This window comes from Serratia sp. BNK-33-b (genome assembly GCF_048684565.1).
Lineage (GTDB): Bacteria > Pseudomonadota > Gammaproteobacteria > Enterobacterales > Enterobacteriaceae > Serratia > Serratia marcescens.
Genome location: NZ_JBLQTZ010000001.1, coordinates 3,874,972 through 3,896,609, shown reverse-complemented (window position 1 = coordinate 3,896,609; position 21,638 = coordinate 3,874,972). Strand labels below are relative to the sequence as shown.

The 21,638-nt window shown below is 61.6% G+C and carries 19 protein-coding genes and 1 pseudogene; 12 read left to right on the top strand and 8 right to left on the bottom strand.

Features of this window, described 5'->3' with window-relative positions:
• Positions 1-11 precede the first annotated feature (11 nt).
• From ACMGGK_RS18855 to ppnP, 4 genes are all read left to right on the top strand, one after another.
• The gene (locus ACMGGK_RS18855) at positions 12-1,796 is read left to right on the top strand and encodes a type I secretion system permease/ATPase (RefSeq protein WP_420277125.1); all 1,785 of its coding nucleotides are present in this window, start codon (positions 12-14) and stop codon (positions 1,794-1,796) included.
• Positions 1,793-3,124, top strand: coding sequence for an HlyD family type I secretion periplasmic adaptor subunit (locus tag ACMGGK_RS18850; RefSeq protein ID WP_350024485.1), 1,332 nt, complete (start codon positions 1,793-1,795; stop codon positions 3,122-3,124). The genes ACMGGK_RS18855 and ACMGGK_RS18850 overlap by 4 nt, the downstream gene beginning before the upstream one ends.
• Before the next feature lie 2 nt (positions 3,125-3,126).
• The gene (locus ACMGGK_RS18845; protein WP_420277124.1) at positions 3,127-3,918 is read left to right on the top strand and encodes an energy transducer TonB; all 792 of its coding nucleotides are present in this window, start codon (positions 3,127-3,129) and stop codon (positions 3,916-3,918) included.
• 151 nt (positions 3,919-4,069) lie between these two features.
• Positions 4,070-4,360, top strand: coding sequence for a pyrimidine/purine nucleoside phosphorylase (gene ppnP / locus ACMGGK_RS18840; protein ID WP_004940463.1), 291 nt, complete (start codon positions 4,070-4,072; stop codon positions 4,358-4,360).
• Between the two features lie 65 nt (positions 4,361-4,425).
• Here ppnP and rdgC read toward each other — a convergent pair whose 3' ends face one another.
• Positions 4,426-5,337, bottom strand: a complete 912-nt coding sequence (gene rdgC, locus ACMGGK_RS18835; RefSeq protein ID WP_004940461.1) for a recombination-associated protein RdgC — start codon at positions 5,335-5,337, stop codon at positions 4,426-4,428.
• 217 nt (positions 5,338-5,554) lie between these two features.
• Here rdgC and mak point away from each other — a divergent pair, with 217 nt between their 5' ends.
• The 3 genes from mak to ACMGGK_RS18820 all read left to right on the top strand — a co-directional run bounded on the left by mak (position 5,555) and on the right by ACMGGK_RS18820 (position 7,188).
• A complete protein-coding gene (gene mak / locus ACMGGK_RS18830) occupies positions 5,555-6,469 on the top strand; it encodes a fructokinase (protein ID WP_420277468.1) in 915 nt (304 codons plus the stop codon).
• Between the two features lie 102 nt (positions 6,470-6,571).
• A complete protein-coding gene (locus ACMGGK_RS18825; protein ID WP_420277123.1) occupies positions 6,572-6,805 on the top strand; it encodes a type II toxin-antitoxin system Phd/YefM family antitoxin in 234 nt (77 codons plus the stop codon).
• Entirely contained in the window at positions 6,802-7,188 is a 387-nt protein-coding gene (locus ACMGGK_RS18820; RefSeq protein ID WP_019454226.1) for a type II toxin-antitoxin system VapC family toxin, read from the top strand. The genes ACMGGK_RS18825 and ACMGGK_RS18820 overlap by 4 nt, the downstream gene beginning before the upstream one ends.
• Here the strand turns inward: ACMGGK_RS18820 and licT are convergent.
• The 3 genes from licT to sbcD all read right to left on the bottom strand — a co-directional run bounded on the left by licT (position 7,185) and on the right by sbcD (position 12,745).
• Positions 7,185-8,033 carry a BglG family transcription antiterminator LicT gene (licT, locus tag ACMGGK_RS18815; RefSeq protein ID WP_016928891.1) on the bottom strand — a complete coding sequence of 283 codons (849 nt, stop codon included), beginning with the start codon at positions 8,031-8,033 and terminating at the stop codon, positions 7,185-7,187. The two genes, ACMGGK_RS18820 and licT, sit on opposite strands and share 4 nt — an antisense overlap.
• Positions 8,034-8,264: 231 nt before the next feature.
• On the bottom strand, positions 8,265-11,516 hold the full coding sequence (sbcC, locus tag ACMGGK_RS18810; RefSeq protein WP_420277122.1) for an exonuclease subunit SbcC: 3,252 nt from the start codon (positions 11,514-11,516) through the stop codon (positions 8,265-8,267).
• Entirely contained in the window at positions 11,513-12,745 is a 1,233-nt protein-coding gene (gene sbcD / locus ACMGGK_RS18805) for an exonuclease subunit SbcD (protein ID WP_049299688.1), read from the bottom strand. Before sbcD ends, sbcC begins: the two co-directional genes overlap by 4 nt.
• A gap of 215 nt (positions 12,746-12,960) precedes the next feature.
• Between sbcD and phoB the strand changes: the two genes are divergently transcribed.
• The 5 genes from phoB to proY all read left to right on the top strand — a co-directional run bounded on the left by phoB (position 12,961) and on the right by proY (position 19,251).
• Positions 12,961-13,650 (top strand): phosphate response regulator transcription factor PhoB, encoded by a 690-nt coding sequence (phoB, locus tag ACMGGK_RS18800; RefSeq protein WP_004940438.1) that lies wholly within the window; start codon positions 12,961-12,963, stop codon positions 13,648-13,650.
• 24 nt (positions 13,651-13,674) lie between these two features.
• Positions 13,675-14,991 (top strand): phosphate regulon sensor histidine kinase PhoR, encoded by a 1,317-nt coding sequence (phoR, locus tag ACMGGK_RS18795; protein WP_004940434.1) that lies wholly within the window; start codon positions 13,675-13,677, stop codon positions 14,989-14,991.
• A gap of 14 nt (positions 14,992-15,005) precedes the next feature.
• Entirely contained in the window at positions 15,006-15,968 is a 963-nt protein-coding gene (locus ACMGGK_RS18790) for a PstS family phosphate ABC transporter substrate-binding protein (RefSeq protein WP_420277121.1), read from the top strand.
• Positions 15,969-16,454: 486 nt separating this feature from the next.
• Entirely contained in the window at positions 16,455-17,771 is a 1,317-nt protein-coding gene (gene brnQ, locus ACMGGK_RS18785; RefSeq protein WP_420277120.1) for a branched-chain amino acid transport system II carrier protein, read from the top strand.
• 73 nt (positions 17,772-17,844) lie between these two features.
• Positions 17,845-19,251, top strand: a complete 1,407-nt coding sequence (proY, locus tag ACMGGK_RS18780; RefSeq protein ID WP_028128209.1) for a proline-specific permease ProY — start codon at positions 17,845-17,847, stop codon at positions 19,249-19,251.
• Between the two features lie 45 nt (positions 19,252-19,296).
• On the opposite strand, the gene ACMGGK_RS18775 is transcribed toward proY, so the two are convergent.
• The 4 genes and pseudogenes from ACMGGK_RS18775 to ACMGGK_RS18760 all read right to left on the bottom strand — a co-directional run bounded on the left by ACMGGK_RS18775 (position 19,297) and on the right by ACMGGK_RS18760 (position 21,579).
• Positions 19,297-19,584: a HigA family addiction module antitoxin gene (locus ACMGGK_RS18775; protein WP_025160069.1), complete on the bottom strand. Its 288-nt coding sequence runs from the start codon at positions 19,582-19,584 to the stop codon at positions 19,297-19,299.
• Positions 19,584-19,862, bottom strand: a pseudogene (locus tag ACMGGK_RS18770) (type II toxin-antitoxin system RelE/ParE family toxin). The gene ACMGGK_RS18775 and the pseudogene ACMGGK_RS18770 overlap by 1 nt, the downstream one beginning before the upstream one ends.
• A gap of 58 nt (positions 19,863-19,920) precedes the next feature.
• Positions 19,921-20,190 carry a hypothetical protein gene (locus tag ACMGGK_RS18765; protein WP_016928883.1) on the bottom strand — a complete coding sequence of 90 codons (270 nt, stop codon included), beginning with the start codon at positions 20,188-20,190 and terminating at the stop codon, positions 19,921-19,923.
• Between the two features lie 132 nt (positions 20,191-20,322).
• A complete protein-coding gene (locus tag ACMGGK_RS18760) occupies positions 20,323-21,579 on the bottom strand; it encodes a mechanosensitive ion channel family protein (protein ID WP_016928882.1) in 1,257 nt (418 codons plus the stop codon).
• Positions 21,580-21,638: the final 59 nt, after the last annotated feature.

The window sequence follows — 21,638 nt, the reverse complement described above, 5'->3', positions numbered from 1 at the left end:
TGGAAAACGCCATGAAAAACGCCGTCAGGCGCGGAGAAGTGATGAGCGTGCTGGCCGCATACCGGCGCGGATTTTGGGGCATCGCGCTGTTTACCGCGGTGATCAACCTGCTGATGCTGGCACCGGCGCTGTACATGCTGCAGGTCTACGATCGCGTGTTGCCGTCGGGCAACCGCATGACGCTGGCGATGCTGACCCTGATGGTAGTCGGTCTTTACCTGTTTATGGGGCTGCTGGAGTGGGTGCGCAGCCAGGTGGTGATCCGCCTCGGCGCCCAGATGGATATGCGCCTCAATCAGCGAGTCTACGACGCCGCCTTCGAAACCAATCTGAAAACCGGCAACCCGCTGGCGGGGCAGGCGCTGAACGATCTGACCAACCTGCGCCAGTTCGCCACCGGTAATGCGCTGTTCGCTTTTTTCGATGCCCCCTGGTTCCCGGTTTATCTGCTGGTGGTTTTTCTGCTCCACCCCTGGCTTGGCGCGTTGGCCAGCGCCGGAGTAATCGTGCTGGTGCTGCTGGCCTGGCTCAATCAGCGGGTGTCGCAAGCGCCTCTGGCGGAGGCCGGCCGGGTCGCGCTGAGTGCCACACAGCAGGCCAACGGCAATCTGCGCAACGCCGAAGCCATCGCCGCCATGGGGATGCTGACCGACTTGCGCCTGCGTTGGCTGCGGCAGCATCAGCAGTTCCTGCTGTTGCAGAACCGCGCCAGCGAGAAAATCGCCGCCGTCACCGCCTGGTCGAAAACCGTGCGGCTGGCGCTGCAGTCGCTGATGTTGGGCTGCGGCGCGCTGTTGGCGGTCAGCGGTGACATTACGCCGGGCATGATGATCGCCGGATCGATCTTGATCGGCAGGGTGCTGGGGCCGATCGATCAGCTGATCGGCGCCTGGAAGCAGTGGTCATCGGCGCGCCAGTCCCTGCAGCGTCTGGAGGTGATGCTGGCCGCTAACCCGCCACGAATACCGAGTCTGCCGCTGCCGGCGCCCGGCGGCGCATTGACCGTGAGCCAGTTGACCGCCAGTGCGCCCGGCGGCACGGCGCCGGTGTTGCACGGCGTCAGTTTTCGTCTGGAAGCCGGCGAGGTGCTGGGCGTGATTGGCGCGTCCGGCTCCGGCAAAACGTTGCTGATGCGCCAACTGGTCGGCGCGCTGACGCCGATCAGCGGCGACGTGCGGCTGGACGGTGCAGACATTCAACAGTGGGACAAGCAACAACTCGGGCCGCATATCGGCTACTTGCCGCAGGATATCCAGCTGTTCGCCGGTACCCTGACGGATAACATCGCCCGCTTTGGGCAGGTCGACGCCGAGAAGGTGGTGGCGGCGGCGGCGCTGGCCGGCGTGCATCAGCTGATCCTGCATTTACCGAAAGGCTATGAGACCGAGCTGGGTGAAGGCGGCAGCGGCCTGTCCGGCGGCCAACGTCAGCGGGTGGCGCTGGCGCGCGCGCTGTATGGATCTCCGGCGCTGGTGGTGCTGGACGAACCGAACGCCAACCTCGATCGCGAAGGGGAAGGGGCGTTGCAGCGGGCGATCGAAGCGCTGAAGGCGCGCGGCACCACCATCGTGTTGGTGACCCACAAACCGGCGATCCTGGCGACCACCGACAAATTGCTGGTGCTGAGCGCCGGCCAGATACAGCACTTCGGCCCCAGCGACGCCATCCTGAAAAAACAGCCTGGTTTTGCGCCCGCCGCTGCCGCCGCACCGGCCAATGCCGGGCGCAGCAACGGCGGCTTCAACGTCAATTACGCCAACTTCGCCAAAACGGCCAGCGGTGAACGAAAAGTATGAGCAATCAGAGTGTGATCCCCGGCGATATCGACGCCCTTTCCCGGCAGTTCGACGAAGGCCGTTATCTGCGGCTGGGAGGCTGGCTGGTGCTGTTGGGGTTTGGCGGTTTCCTGCTGTGGGGGCTGTTGGCGCCGCTGGACAAAGGCGTGCCGGTTTCCGGCAGCGTGGTGGTGGCCGGCAACCGCAAGGCGGTGCAGCACCCGAGCGGTGGGGTGGTGTCGCAGATTCAGGTGCATGAGGGCGACCGGGTCAGCGCCGGGCAGGTGCTGTTGTTGATGGATACCGTCGACAGCCGCACCCAGCGCGATGCGCTGCGCAGCCAGCAGTTGAGCAACGCCGCGCAGCAGGCGCGGCTGCAAGCCGAGCGCGACGGTCTGCAAGCGATCGCTTTCCCGCCATCGCTGCAAACGCGGCGAGAAGAGCCGGAGGTGATGTCGCTGATGCTGCTGCAGCAACAGCTGTTCACCAGCCGCCGTGCGGCGCTGCAGAGCGAGCTGGCGGCGATCGCGGAAAGCATCGCCGGATCGCAGGCGATGTTGGAAGGGGTTCGGCAGTCTTACGCCAGCAAGCAACGGCAAAAGGCCATGCTGCAGGAGCAACTGGGCGGCATGCGCAAGCTGGCGGCGCAAGGGTATGTGGCGCGCAATCGGCTGCTGGATCTGGAGGGGCAGCATGCGCAGATCGACGGCCAGGCATCCGAGGACAGCGGCAATATCGGCCGTCTGGGGCGCCAGATCCTGGAGCTGAAACTGCGGGCGATCCAGCGGCGGGAGGAGTATCAAAAAGAGGTCAGCAGCCAATTGGCCGAGGTACGGATGAAGCTGGACGAGCTGGATAACCGCCTGGCCAAGGCGGAGGCCGATCTGGGGCATACGCAGGTGAAAGCGCCGGTGGCGGGCACCGTGGTGGGGTTGAGCGTGTTCACCGAAGGCGGCGTGATCGGCGCCGGTCAGCAACTGATGGAGATCGTGCCCAGCGATCGCGGGCTGCAGGTGGAGGCGCGTATTCCGGTCGAACTGATCGACAAGGTGCAGGTGGGACTGCCGGTCGAACTGTTGTTCTCGGCGTTCAACCAAAGCACCACGCCGCGCGTCGAGGGCGAAGTGACGCTGGTCGGGGCCGATCGCCTGACCGACGAGAAAAGCGGCGCGCCTTATTACAGCGTGCGCGCCAAGGTCAGCGAAGAAGGATTGCAACGCTTGAGCGGGTTGGAGATCCGCCCGGGGATGCCGGTCGAAGGCTTCATCCGCACCGGTGAGCGTTCGATGATGAACTATCTGTTCAAACCGCTGACCGATCGCCTCCATTTGGCGCTGACGGAAGAGTGAGCATGTCGGTTTCGCCGCTGCCTTTCGCCGCGCCCGGCACCGCCATGCCCTGGCGCCGTTGTCTGGTGTTGGTGCTGGCGCTGCATCTGCTGGTTGCCGCGCTGCTTTGGTCCTGGCGAGACAAGGCCGAGCCGCCGTGGGTGCCGCCGCCGGCGGTGATGGTGCTGATGGCCGCCGCGCCGCAGGCCCCGGCCGAGGCGAAACAACCGCCGGGACAAAGGACGCCGCCGCCTCAGGTTGAACCGCCGGCGCCGCCGGAGCCGTTGCCGCTAGTGAAAGCGCCTGACGCCGCGCAGCCGAACATCGCCGTGCCGCTGAAACAGAAAAAACCACCTAAGCCGGTGAAGAAAAACAACCTGCCCCGCACGCCGCCGCACGAGAGAATCATCGCGCCGCCGAAGGTTCAGGAGCAAAGCGCCGGCGCGCCGCCGCCGGGCCGCGCGGATAAAACGGCCGCGCCGCAAACCCGCCTGACACCCTATGCTCAGGCGGGGGAGGACAACTGGCGCAGCCGCATCAGCGGCCGCCTGAATCGCTTTAAGCGTTACCCCAAAGACGCACTGCGGCTGAAGCGCCAGGGCGTCGGGCAGGTGCGTTTCACGTTGGACAGACAGGGCCACGTGCTGGCGGTGACGCTGGTCAGCAGCGCCGGGCTGCCGTCGCTGGATCGTGAAATCCAGGCGCTGGTCAAACGCGCGTCGCCGCTGCCCACGCCGCCGGCGGACGCCTACGTCAACGGCACGGTGGAATTGACGTTGCCGATCGATTTCAGTTTGCGCGGCGCGGGTTTTTGACGCGGTTGTTTCATGGCGATGGCCTGAGCGTGGCGCACGGAAACCTTTGCCTCTGCGCCGCGATCGCATTTCGCGCGAAAAACCAGTGACAGATCAACCGCAATCCCCCAATATGGATTTTCCATCAAGATGATTACGCGGGTGCCAGTCTATGCTGAAAGTGAATGAGTATTTTGCCGGAAAAGTGAAGTCTATCGGTTTTGACAGTAGCAGCATCGGTCTTACCAGCGTGGGCGTGATGGAAGAGGGCGAATACACCTTCTCCACCGCGCAGCCGGAAGAAATGACGGTGATCACCGGGGCGCTGAAAGTGCTGCTGCCGGGGGCGCCGGACTGGCAGGTGTTTACGCCGGGCGAGAAGTTCTTCGTGCCGGGGCACAGCGAGTTCAACCTGCAGGTGGCCGACGCCACCGCCTATCTGTGCCGCTACCTGAGCAAATAAACGTTGCTCGTTAGGGGAACGCAGGGCTCAGCGAAGGCTGGGCCCTGGTCGTTTCTGAGGCGGGATTAACGCTGAGCTTCGCCGCCGAGCGCTTCGATGGTGTTTTTGATCAACGCCGCCAGCTCGCTGGTCATCAGGATAAAGTCGGCGTCAAAGCGCTGGGCGAAGTCATCGCGATCGATATCGTCGTTCTGCTCGCGCAGCGTGTCGGCGAACTTCAGGCGCTTGAGCGAGCCGTCGTCCGACAGCATCAGCTGGATGCGCTCCTGCCAGTCCACCGCCAGCTTGGTCACCAGCTTGCCGGCTTCGATGTGCACCGCGATTTCGTCGCTGATCAGATTCTGCTTCTTGCAGCGGATCACGCCGCCTTCTTCCAGAATCGCTTTCAGTTCCGCTTCATCCTGAATGGCGAAGCCGGCCGGCATCTCGCCGGAACGCACCCATTCGGTCAGCGTCAGTTCGATCGGGCTTTCCATGGTCAGCGGCACTACCGGCAGCGAGCCGAGGCTTTTGCGCAGCAGCGCCAGCGTGTCTTCGGCGCGTTTGGCGCTGGCGGCGTCGACCATGATCAGATCGTTGACGGTGTCGATCCACATGAAGGTCTGGTTGAAGCGGCTGAACGCGCGCGGCAGCAGGCTGTGCAGCACTTCATCTTTCAGCGCGTCCTTCTCGGTTTTCTTCAGTTTGCGGTGTTGCTCCGCCTCCAGGCGCTCAATCTTGGCCTGCAGCTCTTGCTTGATCACCGGCGACGGCAGGATTTTCTCTTCCTTGCGCGCGCAGATGACGATCTGGCCGTTGACCGCGTGCGTCAGCGCATCGCTGTGCGAGCCCATCGGGGAGACCCAGCCGGTCTTCGCCATGTCCTGGCTGCCGCACGGCGTGAAGGCGAACGCGCTGAGTTGTTTTTCCATTTCATCCGCGTTTAACGCCACTTCGCGGCTCAAACGGTAAACCATCAAATTCTTAAACCACAGCATAATGTTATCCCTGGCTGGGCGTGCGTTCGGCACGCTGATTCGTCAAAAGCAGGGCGGCATGATAACGAATTGACGCTGAAAAATCGCCCCATTCTCTCCGAATTGCGTCGCTTTGCGCACCGGGGAAGGACGGGACGGAGAATGGGAAACAGGTGATTCATTCGCGCGCTTACATTAGGCTGTGACAACGTTGCGTGGCATCGAGGAGAAAAAATACGTGCGCATTGGCATCGACTTGGGTGGAACAAAAATTGAAGTGATCGCGTTGGCGAATGACGGGCGGGAGCTGTTTCGCCATCGCATCGCCACGCCGCGCCATGACTACCGGCAAACCCTGGCGGCGATCGCTGGACTGGTGAAACTGGCGGAGGATCATACCGGCGAACGAGGATCGGTCGGGATCGGCATTCCCGGCACGCTGTCGCCGTTTACCGGGCGGGTGAAGAACGCCAACTCGGTGTGGCTCAACGGCCAGCCGCTGGATAAGGATCTGTCGGCGCTGCTGGCGCGCGAGGTGCGCATCGCCAACGACGCCAACTGCCTGGCGGTGTCGGAAGCCACCGATGGCGCCGGCGCCGGCGCGAAAACCGTGTTTGCTGTCATCATCGGCACCGGCTGCGGCGCCGGCGTGTCGCTGAACGGCCAGGCGCATTCCGGCGGCAACGGCATTGCCGGCGAATGGGGCAACAACCCGCTGCCGTGGCAGGATGACGATGAGCTGCGTTACGCCCGCGAAGTGCCGTGCTACTGCGGCAAACCGGGCTGCATCGAAACCTTTATTTCCGGCACCGGTTTCGCCATCGACTATGCGCGCCTGAGCGGCAACGCGCTGCAAGGGCATGAGATCATGGCGCTGAGCGAGCGGGGCGATGCGCTGGCGGAGCAGGCGATCGTACGTTACGAAATGCGATTGGCGAAATCGCTGGCGCATGTGATCAACATGCTGGATCCGGACGTGGTGGTGCTCGGCGGCGGCATGAGCAACGTGGATCGCCTGTACCGCACGGTGCCGCAGCGAGTGAAAGACTGGGTGTTCGGCGGCGAGTGTGAAACGCCGATCCGCAAGGCGGTTCACGGCGACTCCAGCGGCGTGCGCGGCGCGGCCTGGCTGTGGCCGCAACAGCAGCGCTAAGCGTTGCAACAAAGCGCGAGGCTGCTCGCGCTTTAAACCCTTCACTGTACAAAAACTGGACGGCGTTTTATGCTTTAGCTAACTTAGCTAAGGAGAACGCGTATGCCGATTCAGGCCAATATGCACGAAGCCAAATCCAATCTGAGTCAGTTGGCGGACAGAGCCGCGGAGGGAGAAACCGTGATTATTGCAAAAGCAGGGAAGCCGTACGTACAGCTGGTCGCCATCAAGGGGGAAGCGCGCCGCCCTGGCGCCGCCAAGGGCAAGTTCACCGTGCCGGCGGATTTCAACGCGGGGGATACGGCCATTGCGGCGTTGTTTGAGAGCGATGAATGAAGCGCCTGTTGCTGGATACCCACGCGTTGCTGTGGTGGTTGATTGATGACGCCTGCCTGGGCGCGAACGCCAAAAGGCAGATCGCCGATCCGGGCAATGCGGTGTACGTCAGCGCGGCCAGCATTTGGGAGATCTCGATCAAGCAGGCGCTGGGCAAACTGGCGCTGCCGGAAGACATCTTTGCGATCATCGAGGCCGAAGATTTTCTGTCGTTGCCGATGGACGCCTTTCACTGCCAACAGGCCGGGCAACTGCCGCCCTATCATCAGGATCCTTTCGATCGCATGCTGATCGCACAGGCGCAGGCCGAGGGGCTGACGCTGATCTCCGCCGACGCGGTGTTTCCGCAGTACGGCGTGCGGGTGGCGGACGCCCGCCGTTAAGCCGGCTTTTCCTCGCTTTCGCTGCGCACCCGTTCGATATGAATGGTCAGAAACATCATCTCTTCCGTGGTGAGCTGATGCTGATAGTGCTTTTCGATGTGGCGGTTGATCTTGCCGGCGCAGGCGAAAGACTCGCGGTATTTCTCTTTCACCACCTGATACAGCGAGTCGTCGTCGCTGTCGACGTAGTTTTTCCCCAGCAGGCGCTGGGCGAAGAACTTCAAATGGGTGACGAAGCGGTGGTAGCTCAGGGATTCCTCATTGTAATCAAAGCGGAAATGGTATTTGACCAGGTTGAGGATCTCTTGCATCACGCGGGTGATGTGCAGCGTGTTATGCATCTCGTCGTTAAGCTGAGCGTTGACCAGGTGCAGGGCGATAAATCCGGCTTCGTCTTCCGGCAGCGCGGTATCCAGCCGCTGGGCGATCAGGGCCAGCGCCTCCAGCCCGACGGCGAATTCGGCCGGATAGAGTTTTTTAATCTCCCACAGCAGCGCATTTTTGATATCCAGCCCTTGCGCATAGCGCTGCAGGGCGAAGTGGATGTGATCGGTCAGCGTGATGTAGACGATGTTATGCAGCTTGCCCGGCAGGCGTTCGCGGGCGAGGGTGATGATTCTGTCGGCGGTGGTGACGCAGGCCAATGGGATCTCGGCGAGCAGCTCTTTATAGCGCTCGGCGATTTCTCCGCCGTTATGGGTGAAGACCTTTTCGATCAGGCTTTCGTCCAGCGTATCGCCGGGCTTCTTTTTAAAGCCGATTCCTTTTCCCATCACCACCGTCTCTGCCTGACGGTCGTCCAGCGTAATCACCACGTTATTATTGAGTATTTTAGCGATTTTCATGGTTTTTCCCGGTGTTTCAGCATCCTGAAAACGAAAAAACCTGACGCCCGGAAGCGATCCCGGGCGTCAGGTTTTGCCTGTATTTTATCTTTCTGCCCTGCGGCCTGAGCGGCGGAGGGGATACAGTAACAATCCTGTTATGCTGGCATAATAACCCGTGCCCGCCGCGGCTCAACGCTTTTCACCGCGGAGTGCCGCCGCGGTCACACTTCTGCGCCGCGAGCCGCGGGATCATTCCAGCCTGAAGTGCGCCTCCAGCCGGCTGACGCCGAGCCCGTTGACCTTTTTCACCTTGATCTGCACCGGAATGCGTTCTTTCATCGCCTCGACGTGGCTGATCACGCCGATGGTTTTGCCGGAGGCGTTCAGGCTGTCCAGCGCGTCCAGCGCGGTATCGAGGGTTTCGGCATCCAGCGTGCCGAAACCTTCGTCGAGGAACAGCGAGTCAATGCTGGTTTTGTGGCTGACCAAATCGGACAACGCCAGCGCCAGCGCCAGGCTGACCAGAAAGCTCTCGCCGCCGGACAGGGTGCGGGTATCGCGCAGCGCGTCGGCCTGCCAGGTGTCCACCACCTGCAGCTCCAGCGCGTCGCTGGTCTTACGCTGCAGCAGGTAGCGCCCGTGCAGCCGGCCGAGTTGAAGGTTGGCCAGATACACCAGATGATCGAGCGTCAGCCCCTGAGCGAAGCGGCGGAATTTGTCGCCCTCTTTTGAGCCGATCAGCTGGTTGAGACAGCTCCAGTCGTCGTAGTCTTGCTGGCTGCGGGCGATCTGTTCGAACAGCGCCTGTTGATTGAGACGGCGTTCGGCGTCGCTTTCCAGCTGGTTGCGCAGTTCGCCCTGGCGCAGCTGCAGCGCCTTCAACTGCTGTGCCAGTTCGGCCAGCGATTGGGTGAGCGCATCGAGATCCGCGTTGGCTTCATCCACCCCTTCAGGGCGGTTTTGCCGGTGCTGCTCCAGCGTTTGCGTCGCCTGCGTCAGCAGGGCGGCGGCCTCCACCTGCCGCTGTTGCAGCTGTTCTTTGCGCTGTTGCAATTCGCGGCGCAGGACATCGTCCAGCAGCGCGGCGGTGAAGGCGGTTTCATCGGCGAATTCGCTGTCGGCCAGCGCCTGCTGCCACTGCTGCTGCGCCTGCTGCAGCCGCTCCTGCATCTGAGTGTGTTGATGTTGCAGCCCGGCCTGCTGGCCGGCCAGGCGTTCGCGCAGTTCCTGCGCCTTTTGCCACTGCTCGGCGGCCTGAACGCTGGCCTGTTCGCAGGCGGTTTGTTTGGCGCGCAGCTGTTCGCGCACCTCGGCGACCTGCTGTTCGCCGAACAGCGCCAGCCGCTGCGTGCGTCGTTCGGCAAGGGTCTTCTCGCCTTCTTGCCAGCGTTGATGCAGCTCTTGCTGCTGTTGCAGGCTGTCGGCGTGGGCTTTCTGCAGCAGCGTAAAGCGTTCTTCGAGCAACGCCAGCTGTTGCTGCGTCTGCTGCTGCTGCGTTTGCAGAGCGATGAGCGCATCCTTCGCCTGCTGTACCGCCTGCGCCGCCTGTTCATGCTGTTGCAGCGCGTGTTGCCCGCGCCGTTCTTCGTCGTCGCAGCCGTTCAGCCAGGCGCTGAGTTGCTCGCCATCCGCCAGCGTAAAGTCGAACGCCAACGGCGCGCTGAGCTGCCGCCACTGCTGCTGTTGGCCGGCCAGCTGTTGTTCATCCTGCGCGATGGTTTGCTGCTGACGCTGCAATTGCTGTTGCAGGTTGTCGTAACGGGCTCGCAGCTCGACGCCTTGTTTTTGCAATGCTTCGGTCTGGACTTTCATTTGCTCCAGACGTTGCGCGGTTTCTGACAGTTTTACCTCTTGGTATTGTTCTACCGCCGGGTGCTCGCATGAGCCGCACAGCGGGCAGGGGGCGCCGGGTTGCAAACGGGCGCGCTCGGCCTCCAGACCCACGATCCGTTGTTCCAGCGCATAGGTTTTTTCAACATCGGCCTGGTGGGCTTTCTGCTGCTTAAATTGCTGACGGATGAGTTCTAGCTGTGGTTCCAACTGGGTAAGTTCATGTTGGCCGCTGTTTAGCTCTTGCCGCTGTTGTTCCAGCCGTTTAACGATTTGCTGCGATAAAGAAGCGAGAGCAAATAACTGCCGGCGCGTCGGGCGCAGATCCGCCAGGGCGCTCAGGCGTTGGCGCAGCGGGGCCAACGGCGTTTGCGCCTCCAGCGCCTGTTGCTGCTGTTGTTGAACGGCCAGCGCTTCGGTCAGCGCGTTCAACTGCTGCTGATGCTGTGCGGCCTGCGTCGTCAGTTGGCTGCGCTGGGCGGTGAGCTGCTCCAGCGTGGTCTGCTGCTGGGCGCATTGCTGCGCGGCGGCATCGCCGGCCTGTCGCCGCTCGGCCTGTGTCGACTGCAGTTGGGCTATTTGATGGTCGAGCGGGGCCACCTGGTCATCGATCAACTGTTGCTGTTGCCGCATATGCTCGGCATGGGTTTGCTGCGCCAGACGGGTTTTTTCCACCGCCTGCTGCAGCGGCGCCAGCTGCGCCGAGTGCTGTTCCTGTTGTTGCGTCAGCTGGGCTGCCTGCTGTTGTATCGTCTGCAGCTCGGCGCGGCAACGATCGCGTTCGCCGCGCAGCGGCCGCAATTTCTCGGCCGGCTCGCTGCGCGCCAGCCGCTGCAGCTGCGGGGCGGCCTCCGCCTGCTCGCGCTGGGCGGTGTCCAGCCGCAATTGCCCCTCGCTTTGCTGTTGCCGGAGGCGTTGCCATTGCTGCAGCCAGCTCAGCGCCTGTTGCTGCCGCTGGGTTTGCTCGCCGAGGGCGATTTCCTGCGCGCTCAGCGCCGTCAGCTGTTCGGTCAGAGACTGGCGCTGCTCGTCGTTCAGCAGTTCGATGCCGCTGGCGCGTTGATGCAACGCATCCAGGTCGGTTTTGGCCTGCTTGTGCGACTCGAACACCTGTTCGGACAACCGCCCGTAGATTTCGGTGCCGGTCAGCTCTTCCAGCAGTTCGGCGCGATCGTTGGCATCGGCGTTGAGGAACGCGGCGAACTGCCCCTGAGACAGCATCATCGATTTGGTGAAGCGGCCAAAGTCCAGCCCGGTGATGGCGGCGGTAAGCTCCAGCTTGTCGCGCACCTTGTCCGCCAGGATCTTGCCGTCCTCGCGGCGCGCCAGTTCGACCTTCGGCGCCTGTAGATTGCCGTCCGGCGCGTTTTTGGCGCGGCGCTGGCTCCAGAAGGCGCGATAGCCGACGCCCTTGACCTCGAATTCGACCTCCGCCAGCGATTCGGCGGTGTGGCGGGTCATCAGTTCATTCTGGCTCGGCGTGACGTTGAGGCGCGGCGTCTGGTGGTACAGCGCCAGGCAGATGGCGTCCAGCAGGGTGGTTTTGCCCGCGCCGGTCGGGCCGGTAATGGCGAACAGGCCGTTGCTGGCGAACGGCTCGGCGGTGAAGTCAATTTTCCATTCGCCCTGCAGCGAGTTGAGGTTTTTTAACCGCAGGCTGAGGATCTTCATGGGGTGTTCTCCTCGGCGTTGTGCTGCACCGCCTCGACCACCTGGCGGAACAGTTGGTGCATCCGCCGTTGGCGCGCTTCGGGCATGTCGGCCTCCTGTGTCAGACGCCGTTCGAACACCTCGTTGACGCTCAGCTCGTTCAGCGTTTCTTTCTCCTGCTGCGCGATCGCCTGGCGGCGCTGCTCTTTACTGCGCCGCAGCAGCACCACTTCCACCGGCAGCTCATCCGCCATCAGCTGGATGCGGCGCTGGATGTCGCTGAGGTAGTCCTGCGTCGCCACTTCGATATCCAGCCACACCGGCAGCTCGCCGGCATGGTCGGCAAATTGCCGCAGCTGCCGTTCGATCTCGGCCAGATCGCCTTTGATCAGTTGCATGGGCTGAAACTGCGGGATCGTTAACGCGTCTACCCGCTGCAAAGCGCCGTCGGCGAAATCGACCAGGAAGACGCTTTTGGCTTTGCCCAGCTCATCGAAGCTGAGCGGGATCGGTGAGCCGCTATAGCGAATATGCTCCGATTTGGCGACGTTCTGCGCGCGGTGAATGTGGCCGAGCGCGATATAGTCGGCGGGCGGGAAGGCCTGCGCCGGGAAGGCGTCGAGGGTGCCGATATAGATGTCGCGCACCGAGTCGGAGGTGGTGACGCCGACGGTGGTCAGGTGGCCGGTGGCGACGATCGGCAGCGGTAGGCCCAGCTGGTCGCGGCGCTCGCAGGCCGCCTGATACAGCGCTTGGTAATGTTCGGCGATGGCTTCCTGCAGCGCCTGCTGTTTCTGCGCGCCGGATTCGCCGGCGCGGCTGGTGAGCAGATCGCGCGGCCGCAGGAACGGGATGGCGCACAGCACCGCGCCCGGCTGGCCGTCGCGTTGGTTAAGCACCACGATCTGCTGTTCCGGGGCGCCCTGCGCGCTGGCGATCACCGTGGTGTTCAGGCAGGAGAGCAGTTCACGCGATTCGTTCAGCGTTGCGACCGAATCGTGGTTGCCGCCCAGCACTACCAATTGGCAGCCGGTGCGCTGCAGTTCCACCACGAAGCGGTTGTACAGCTCGCGGGCATAGCTGGGCGGCGAGCCGGTATCGAACAGATCCCCGGCGACGATCAGCGCATCCACCTGCTGCTGTTCGATCTGTTCGATCAGCCAGTTCAGAAAAGCCTGGTGCTCGGCGGCGCGGCTTTTGGTGAAAAAGTACTGGCCAAGGTGCCAGTCAGAGGTGTGGATCAGGCGCATGACACTCCCGGATGCAAAGATAATGGCGATGATTATAAAGGCCGCGGCGGCGGCTGTCCCGGCGCAATGATGATGACAACCGGATGATTTTTCTTTACTGCGGGAAATAATCGCTATGCTTACTGCCTATAACAGCCGGTTTTTTTCATAAAAGTGTCACAAAACTGACGCATAATGGCGCCCGAAAAGTCGCTAACACATTGGCAGGATTGACGATGGCAAGACGCATACTGGTGGTGGAAGACGAAGCGCCGATCCGTGAGATGGTGTGCTTTGTGTTGGAACAGAATGGTTACCAACCGTTGGAAGCCGAGGATTATGACAGCGCCGTGACGCGTCTGTCTGAGCCGTTCCCTGATTTGGTGTTGCTTGACTGGATGTTGCCCGGGGGTTCCGGCATTCAGTTTATCAAACATATGAAGCGCGAAGCGCTGACCCGCGATATCCCGGTGATGATGTTGACCGCGCGCGGCGAAGAAGAAGACCGGGTGCGCGGCCTGGAAGTGGGGGCGGATGATTACATCACCAAGCCGTTCTCGCCGAAGGAGCTGGTGGCGCGCATCAAGGCGGTCATGCGCCGCATTTCGCCGATGGCGGTGGAGGAGGTGATTGAAATGCAAGGGCTGAGCCTGGACCCGTCCTCCCACCGCGTGATGGCGAACGATCAGGCGCTGGACATGGGGCCGACCGAGTTCAAGCTGCTGCACTTCTTTATGACCCACCCGGAGCGGGTTTATAGCCGTGAGCAGTTGCTTAATCACGTCTGGGGCACTAACGTTTATGTGGAAGACCGTACCGTTGACGTGCATATCCGTCGGCTCCGCAAAGCGTTAGAAACCAGTGGGCATGATAAAATGGTTCAAACCGTTCGGGGCACCGGCTACCGGTTCTCAACGCGCTACTGATCGCGCCGCGCTGGAGAATATGCCGTGTTAGAACGTCTGTCGTGGAAGAGGCTGGCTCTGGAGCTGGCTCTTTTTTGTTTGCCCGCCTTACTGCTGGGGCTGATTTTCGGTTATCTGCCCTGGTTCCTGCTGGCCTCCGCGCTGGCAGCGCTGGTGTGGAATTTCTACAACCAGCTCAAACTCTCCCATTGGCTGTGGATCGACCGCAGCATGACGCCGCCGCCCGGCCGCTGGAGCTGGGAGCCGCTGTTCTATGGCCTATATCAGATGCAGCAGCGCAACCGCCGCCGCCGGCGCGAGCTGGCGCTGTTGATCAAGCGCTTTCGCAGCGGGGCCGAATCGTTGCCTGACGCGGTGGTGATGACCACTGTCGAAGGCAATATCTTCTGGTGCAACGGGCTGGCGCAGCATCTGCTCGGCTTTCGCTGGCCGGAAGACAACGGCCAGCACATCCTTAACCTGCTGCGTTATCCGGAATTCAGCCACTATCTGCAACAGCAGGAGTTTTCGCGCCCGCTGACGCTGCAGCTGAACAACGAACACTACGTCGAATTCCGCGTGATGCCGTATTCTGAAGGGCAACTGCTGATGGTGGCGCGCGACGTCACCCAGATGCGCCAGTTGGAGGGCGCGCGGCGCAACTTCTTCGCCAACGTCAGTCATGAACTGCGCACGCCGCTGACGGTGCTGCAGGGCTATCTGGAGATGATGGGCGACGAAGAGCAGGATGGCTCGCTGCGCAGCAAGGCGCTTAGCACCATGCAAGAGCAGACCCGCCGGATGGACGGGCTGGTCAAGCAGTTGCTGACGCTGTCGCGCATCGAGGCGGCGCCCAATGTCGACATGAACGAGCGCGTGGATATCCCGCTGATGCTGCGGGTGTTGCAGCGCGAGGCGCAATCGCTGAGCGGCGGCAATCACGAGATCACCTTCCGGGTGAACGAACAGCTCAACGTGTTCGGCAATGAAGACCAGTTGCGCAGCGCGGTGTCTAACCTGGTGTACAACGCGGTCAACCACACGCCGAAGGGCACCCATATCGAAGTCAGCTGGCAGCAGACGGCGCACGGCGCGCAATTCCAGGTCAGCGACAACGGGCCGGGCATCGCAGCCGAGCATCTGCCGCGCCTGACAGAGCGTTTTTATCGCGTCGACAAGGCCCGTTCGCGCCAGACCGGCGGCAGCGGGCTGGGGCTGGCGATCGTCAAGCACGCGCTCAGCCATCACGACGCGCGGCTGGAGATCCTCAGCGAACCGGGGATCGGCACCCGCTTTATCTTTACCTTGCCCAATCGGTTGATTGTTCCCGCCGCTTTATCAGAGAATGCGGTGAAAAATTAACGCGAGACACCGGTATGACCCGAATTACCCGAGGGCTGTTGCTTTGCCTGGCGCTGCTGGCCGGACGCGGCGCGCTGGCGCAGCCTGACGGCATGTTGGCGGGCAACCTGTCCAGCGTCGGCTCCGACACGCTGGCGAATTTGATGGCGCTGTGGGCGCAGGATTTCAGCCAGCATTATCCCAACGTCAACCTGCAGATCCAGGCCGCCGGTTCGTCGACCGCGCCGACCGCGTTGGCGGCGGGCGCCGCGCAGCTGGGCCCGATGAGCCGGCCGATGAAGGCGGCCGAGGTTTCGGCGTTCGAACACCGTTACGGTTATGCGCCGCTGGCGGTGCCGGTAGCGGTGGATGCGCTGGTGGTGTTGGTGCATCAGGACAATCCGCTGCGCGGCCTTAACCTGCAGCAGCTCGATCGCATTTTCTCCGCCACCTGGCGCTGCGGTGAAAGCCAGCCGCTGACGCGCTGGGGCGAGCTGGGGCTGCGCGGCGACTGGGCGACACGCTCGCTGCAACGCTTCGGCCGCAACTCGGCGTCCGGCACCTACGGCTATTTCAAACTGCGCGCGCTGTGCGGCGGCGATTTCATGCCGCGCGTCAATGAGCTGCCTGGTTCGGCTTCGGTGGTGCAGGCGGTGGCCGGTTCGCTCAACGGCATCGGCTACGCCAGCATCGGTTTTCGCGCCAGCGGCGTGCGGCTGCTGCCGCTGGCGGAGTCGGGAGAAGACTATGTCGCGCCTACCGCCGCCAACGTGCGCAACGATCGCTATCCGCTGTCGCGCTATCTGTATATCTACATCAACAAAGCCCCCAATCAACCGCTGGAGCCGCTGACCGCCGCGTTCCTCGATCGCGTGCTGTCGACACCAGGGCAAAGCCTGGTCAACCACGACGGCTATCTGCCGCTGCCGCCGGCCGCCCTGCAGAAGACTCGTCAGGCGCTCGGGTTGCCACCGCTCGCGCTGGCCACGGCGCAATAAGCGACAAAAATCGGCGTAATTTTCGCCTTTTTTCACGGCAAAACGGAGCTTATACCACGCGAAAACCGGGCATTTATTGGCGTTTTCGCGCGGTAATGCGATATATGCTTCACGTTTCGTGAATTCATTGTTCAAAAATGATACAAATCATGTAGTGTATATTTATTGATAGCCAATATGATCGACTGGTGGCTAAAGTTTATATGGTCGATAGCTCTGCTTTTCGCCGTGCGTCTTGCCTTGAAGCGCTATAAACGTTTACCTTAGCCTTCGTTGTCGGATTAAACCTCCATTTTTATAACTCCTAAAATTTTGCCCATCTTCATGAGCGGCCACTTTCGAATAGGGACATAAACGCCGGATCGACTGCGTTTAGGGTGCTTATTTGGCGCTGCGACGATCGGGCATGCCGGCAACCGGGTGGGGCGTTTCGCCACCACGCTATCGGACAATTTTTTTTCATTTGAACAGGCAACACGACATCGTATGAGTCATCGTTTAACGTCAAAAGATATCCTGGCACTGGGCTTCATGACCTTTGCCTTATTCGTTGGGGCCGGGAACATCATCTTCCCGCCGATGGTCGGCTTGCAGTCCGGTGAACACGTCTGGATCGCTGCGCTGGGCTTCCTGCTCACCGCCGTGGGCCTGCCGGTCATCACCGTCATCGCGCTGGCGCGCGTCGGCGGCGGCATCGACGCCCTCAGTTCGCCGATCGGCCGCGGCGCCGGCCTGCTGCTGGCGACCGTCTGCTACCTGGCCGTCGGCCCGCTGTTCGCCACGCCGCGCACCGCCACCGTGTCCTTTGAGGTGGGCATCGCCCCGCTGACCGGCGACGGCGCCATGCCGCTGTTCATCTACAGTCTGGTGTACTTCGCGCTGGTGATCGGCATCTCCCTGTATCCGGGCCGTCTGCTCGATACTGTCGGCCACGTGCTGGCGCCGCTGAAGATCGTCGCGCTGGCCGTACTGGGTATCGCCGCGCTGCTGTGGCCTGCCGGCGCGCCTATCCCGGCGACGGCGGCTTATCAGAGCGTGCCTTTCTCCTCCGGCTTCGTTAACGGCTATCTGACCATGGATACGCTGGGCGCGCTGGTATTCGGCATCGTTATCGTCAACGCGGCGCGCTCGCGCGGCGTGAAAGACGCCGGTCTGTTGACCCGTTACACCATTCTGGCCGGTTTGATCGCCGGCGTGGGTCTGACGCTGGTTTATCTGAGCCTGTTCAAGCTGGGCTCCGGCAGCGGCGCGCTGGTGCCTGACGCCACCAACGGCGCGGTGATCCTGCACGCTTACGTTCAGAACACCTTCGGCGGCCTCGGCAGCTTCTTCCTGGCGGCGCTGATCTTCATCGCCTGCATGGTGACCGCGGTGGGCTTGACCTGCGCCTGCGCCGAGTTCTTCGCGCAATACCTGCCGTTCTCTTACAAGACGCTGGTGTTTATCCTGGGCCTGTTCTCGATGGTGGTGTCCAACCTCGGCCTGAGCCACCTGATCCAGATCTCCATTCCGGTGCTGACCGCGATTTATCCGCCGTGCATCGTGCTGGTGGTGCTGAGCTTCACCCTGTGTTGGTGGCACAGCGCGCCGCGCATCATTGCGCCGGTGATGCTTGTCAGCCTGTTGTTTGGTATTCTTGACGCGGTGAAAGCGTCCAGTTTCCAGCAACTGTTGCCGGCCTGGTCCACTCACCTGCCGCTGGCGGAGCAGGGGTTGGCATGGTTGCCGCCTTCGCTGCTGATGTTGGCGCTGGTCGCGATTTATGATCGGGTGTGCACGCGTTCCCAAGTGACCGCGCACTGATAATCCCCCGGCTAAATCCAGGGCCACGGACATGTCCGTGGCTTTTTTTCGTTTAAAACTATGGGTCATTTTCATGCAACAACAGTCACCCACCACTGCCCCCGACAATAAGCTGAAACGCGGCCTCAGCACGCGTCATATCCGCTTTATGGCGCTGGGATCGGCCATCGGCACCGGGTTGTTCTACGGCTCGGCGGACGCCATCAAAATGGCCGGCCCGAGCGTGCTGCTGGCTTACCTGATCGGCGGCATCGTGGCCTTTATCATCATGCGCGCACTGGGGGAGATGTCGGTCAACAACCCGCAGGCCAGCTCATTTTCCCGCTACGCGCAGGACTACCTCGGCCCGATGGCGGGTTACATCACCGGCTGGACTTACTGCTTTGAGATCCTGATCGTCGCCATCGCCGACGTGACCGCCTTCGGCATCTATATGGGGGTCTGGTTCCCGGAAGTGCCGCACTGGATCTGGGTGCTGAGCGTGGTGCTGATCATCGGCGCCATCAACCTGATGAGCGTCAAGGTATTCGGCGAGCTGGAGTTCTGGTTCTCGTTCTTCAAGGTCGCCACCATCATCATCATGATCGCGGCCGGCATCGGCATCATCATCTGGGGTATCGGCAACGGCGGGCAACCGACCGGCATTCATAACCTGTGGTCGAACGGCGGCTTCTTCAGCAACGGTGTTATCGGCATGATCCTGTCGCTGCAGCTGGTGATGTTCGCTTACGGCGGCATTGAAATCATCGGCATCACCGCCGGCGAAGCCAAGGATCCGAAAAAATCGATTCCCAAAGCCATCAACTCAGTGCCGTGGCGCATTCTGGTGTTCTACGTCGGCACGCTGTTTGTCATCATGTCGATCTACCCGTGGAACCAAGTGGGCACCAACGGCAGCCCGTTCGTGCTGACCTTCCAGCATATGGGCATCACCGTGGCGGCGGGCATCCTCAACTTCGTGGTGATCACCGCTTCGCTGTCGGCGATCAACAGCGACGTGTTCGGCGTCGGCCGCATGCTGCATGGCATGGCCGAGCAAGGGCACGCGCCGAAGATGTTCAGCAAGGTGTCGAAACGCGGCATTCCCTGGGTGACGGTGGTGGTGATGATGCTGGCGCTGCTGCTGGCGGTATACCTCAACTACATCATGCCGGAGAGCGTGTTCCTGGTGATCGCCTCCCTGGCGACCTTCGCCACCGTGTGGGTGTGGATCATGATCCTGTTCTCGCAAATCGCCTTCCGCCGCAGCCTGAGCAAAGAGCAGGTGAAGCAGCTGGCGTTCCCGCTGCGCGGCGGGGTGTTCACCTCGGTGGTGGCGATCGTGTTCCTGGTGTTCATCATCGGCCTGATCGGTTACTTCCCGACCACGCGCGTCTCGCTGTACGCCGGCCTGGTCTGGGTGGTGTTGCTGCTGGCGGGGTACTGGTTCAAGGTCAACCATCAGAAAAAACGCGTGCCGTTGGCGACGCAGCAAGACTAAATGGAAAAACACCGGCTGAGGCCGGTGTTTTTTTAGGGGCAGGCGTTAAGCGAAGTCCAGCTTGCGCAGTTTCGAAACGTCGATGGACTGCCTGGCCTGCCACAGATCGTAAGCATCTTGCATGCCCATCCAGACCTGTTCGGAACTGCCTATTACGATGGACAGGCGGATGGCCATTTCCGGCGAGATATCGGATTTTCCGCTGATCAGGCGTTGAACCGTAGACGGCGCGACGTCCAATGCTTTGGCCAGCGCGCGTGCGCTGAGATTCAGCGTTTCCATGGTTTCTTTGATCAATTCTCCAGGATGAGGAGGATTATGCATGCGGTTCATTAGTGATAGTCCTCATAATTCACGATATAAACATCACCCTCGACCAGTTCAAACGTGATACGTCAGTTGCCGGTTACGGTGACGGATCACTGCCCGCTGCGAGCGCCCGTTAGCGGGTGCAAGAAGAAGCCGGGCAGATCTACGTCATCAATCACTTTCGCCAGATCCAGCACGCTCAGCCGCAGCGCGATTTTCTTCGCCTGCTTGGCGTCGATACCTGCCGTTGAACCGGTTTCGAAAAACTTTTTGAGTCCCTTATGCTTGAAGCTTCTTATCATCCTGATGGCTCCATGAGTGTTGCGTGTGGCGCAACAAGATGGGGCGTTTTTTAACCTGCTATGCCAAGCGTTTGTCTTCCGCTTCCTCCTCCCCGGCGGCGCGCGCTTCGATGCGCATGCCGCCGTCGTTCAGCCGTTCCTCCTCTTCCTCGCCGGCGCAGCGCGCCAGCACTTCGCGAATGTCCTGCAGGTTGCTGCTGAGGGCGCTCAGCGAAGGTTGCAGATTGCGGGGCATGCGGCTTTCATCCAGAGACGCGCTGTGCAGGCAGCCGATAAACAGCAGGGTGGCCAGCAGGGTAAACAGCCGATGACGTATCCGTTTCAGCAAGGGCTTTCCCTCTCGGTGGTGAAGGTGATGGCGCATTAACGCCGTTTTCGCCGGGGAAAAGAAGGGGATGGAGATATCTGCTGGCAATTGAAAGCGAATAATTACCAGCAGACACAGTTACGTCAGCCGACGTCAGGAAGCGTTCGCGCTTTGTCGCAGCATGCCGCGCAGGTCATTGCCGGTTGGCGTCTGATGCACGCGCAGGCCGAACTCGTCGATCACCGCCAGGATATGGTCGAAAATATCCGCCTGAATGCTTTCGTACTCCGCCCAGACCGTGGTGTTGGTGAAGGCGTAGATTTCCAGCGGCAGGCCCTCCGGCGTCGGCGCCAGCTGGCGCACCATCAGCGTCATGTTCTGGTGAATGCGCGGATGAGCGCGCAGGTAGGCTTCCAGATAGGCGCGCAGCGTGCCGAGGTTGGTGAGGCGGCGGCCGTTGAGCGGCGAGGCCAGATCGACGGCGATTTCCTGGTTGTGCTGGCTCAGCTCCTGGGTCTTAACGTTCAGGTAGCTGTGCAGCAGCGGGTTGCGCTGCAGGCGGCGCTGTTCCTCTTCCGACAGGAAGTGCACGCTGCCGGTGTCGATATTCAAACTGCGCTTGATGCGGCGCCCGCCGGATTCCGACATCGAACGCCAGTTTTTGAATGAGTCGGAGATCAGCGCGTAGGTGGGGATGGTGGTGACGGTGTTGTCCCAGTTGCGCACTTTGACCGTGGTCAGGCCGATGTCGGTGACCGCGCCGTCGGCGCCGTATTTCGGCATTTCCAGCCAGTCGCCGATCTTCAGCATGTCGTTGGCGGAGAGCTGGATGCCGGCCACCAGTCCGAGGATCGGATCCTTGAACACCAACATCAAGACCGCGGTCATGGCGCCCAGGCCACTGAGCAGCAGCAGCGGCGATTTGCCCATCAGCAATGAGACGATCATGATGCCGATCAGGATCGCCGCCACCAGCTTCAGGCCCTGGAAAATGCCGCGCAGCGGCAGCTGATTGGAAATCGGGCTTTGGCGCAGCAGCGCCAGCAGCGTATCCAGCAGCGAGAACAGCGACAACAGGGTGAAGGCGAGGATCCACACCTGCGCGGCGGTGACGATCACCGCCTGAGTCTGGCTGCCGCTCTGCAGCCACAGCGTCGCCTGGATGCTGATGATCACCCCTTGCAGCAGCAGCGCCACGCGCTGGAACAGTTTGTATTGGGTGATGGCCTGTTGCCAGACGCGCTGCGATTGCTGGCCACGGCGCTGAAGGGCCGCCAACACCACCCGGTGCAGCACCAGGTGGATCGCGACCGAGATCAGAACAATCAACCCCAATACCATCAACAGCGACATCACTCCGCCGAATTCCAAACCAAACTGTTCCAGCCAGCGCGTTATCTGTTGTTGCATTACCGCTCCTTAAAAAATGCGCAAAAAATATCCTGTAAACTTAAAACGCGTTAGCCTAA

Coding starts and splice junctions, on each gene's coding strand:
- ACMGGK_RS18855 (WP_420277125.1), top strand. CDS start 12: ATGAAAAACGCCGTCAGGCGCGGAGAAGTGATGAGCGTGCTGGCCGCA.
- ACMGGK_RS18850 (WP_350024485.1), top strand. CDS start 1,793: ATGAGCAATCAGAGTGTGATCCCCGGCGATATCGACGCCCTTTCCCGG.
- ACMGGK_RS18845 (WP_420277124.1), top strand. CDS start 3,127: ATGTCGGTTTCGCCGCTGCCTTTCGCCGCGCCCGGCACCGCCATGCCC.
- ppnP (WP_004940463.1), top strand. CDS start 4,070: ATGCTGAAAGTGAATGAGTATTTTGCCGGAAAAGTGAAGTCTATCGGT.
- rdgC (WP_004940461.1), bottom strand. CDS start 5,337: ATGCTGTGGTTTAAGAATTTGATGGTTTACCGTTTGAGCCGCGAAGTG.
- ACMGGK_RS18825 (WP_420277123.1), top strand. CDS start 6,572: ATGCCGATTCAGGCCAATATGCACGAAGCCAAATCCAATCTGAGTCAG.
- ACMGGK_RS18820 (WP_019454226.1), top strand. CDS start 6,802: ATGAAGCGCCTGTTGCTGGATACCCACGCGTTGCTGTGGTGGTTGATT.
- licT (WP_016928891.1), bottom strand. CDS start 8,033: ATGAAAATCGCTAAAATACTCAATAATAACGTGGTGATTACGCTGGAC.
- sbcC (WP_420277122.1), bottom strand. CDS start 11,516: ATGAAGATCCTCAGCCTGCGGTTAAAAAACCTCAACTCGCTGCAGGGC.
- sbcD (WP_049299688.1), bottom strand. CDS start 12,745: ATGCGCCTGATCCACACCTCTGACTGGCACCTTGGCCAGTACTTTTTC.
- phoB (WP_004940438.1), top strand. CDS start 12,961: ATGGCAAGACGCATACTGGTGGTGGAAGACGAAGCGCCGATCCGTGAG.
- ACMGGK_RS18790 (WP_420277121.1), top strand. CDS start 15,006: ATGACCCGAATTACCCGAGGGCTGTTGCTTTGCCTGGCGCTGCTGGCC.
- brnQ (WP_420277120.1), top strand. CDS start 16,455: ATGAGTCATCGTTTAACGTCAAAAGATATCCTGGCACTGGGCTTCATG.
- proY (WP_028128209.1), top strand. CDS start 17,845: ATGCAACAACAGTCACCCACCACTGCCCCCGACAATAAGCTGAAACGC.
- ACMGGK_RS18775 (WP_025160069.1), bottom strand. CDS start 19,584: ATGAACCGCATGCATAATCCTCCTCATCCTGGAGAATTGATCAAAGAA.
- ACMGGK_RS18760 (WP_016928882.1), bottom strand. CDS start 21,579: ATGCAACAACAGATAACGCGCTGGCTGGAACAGTTTGGTTTGGAATTC.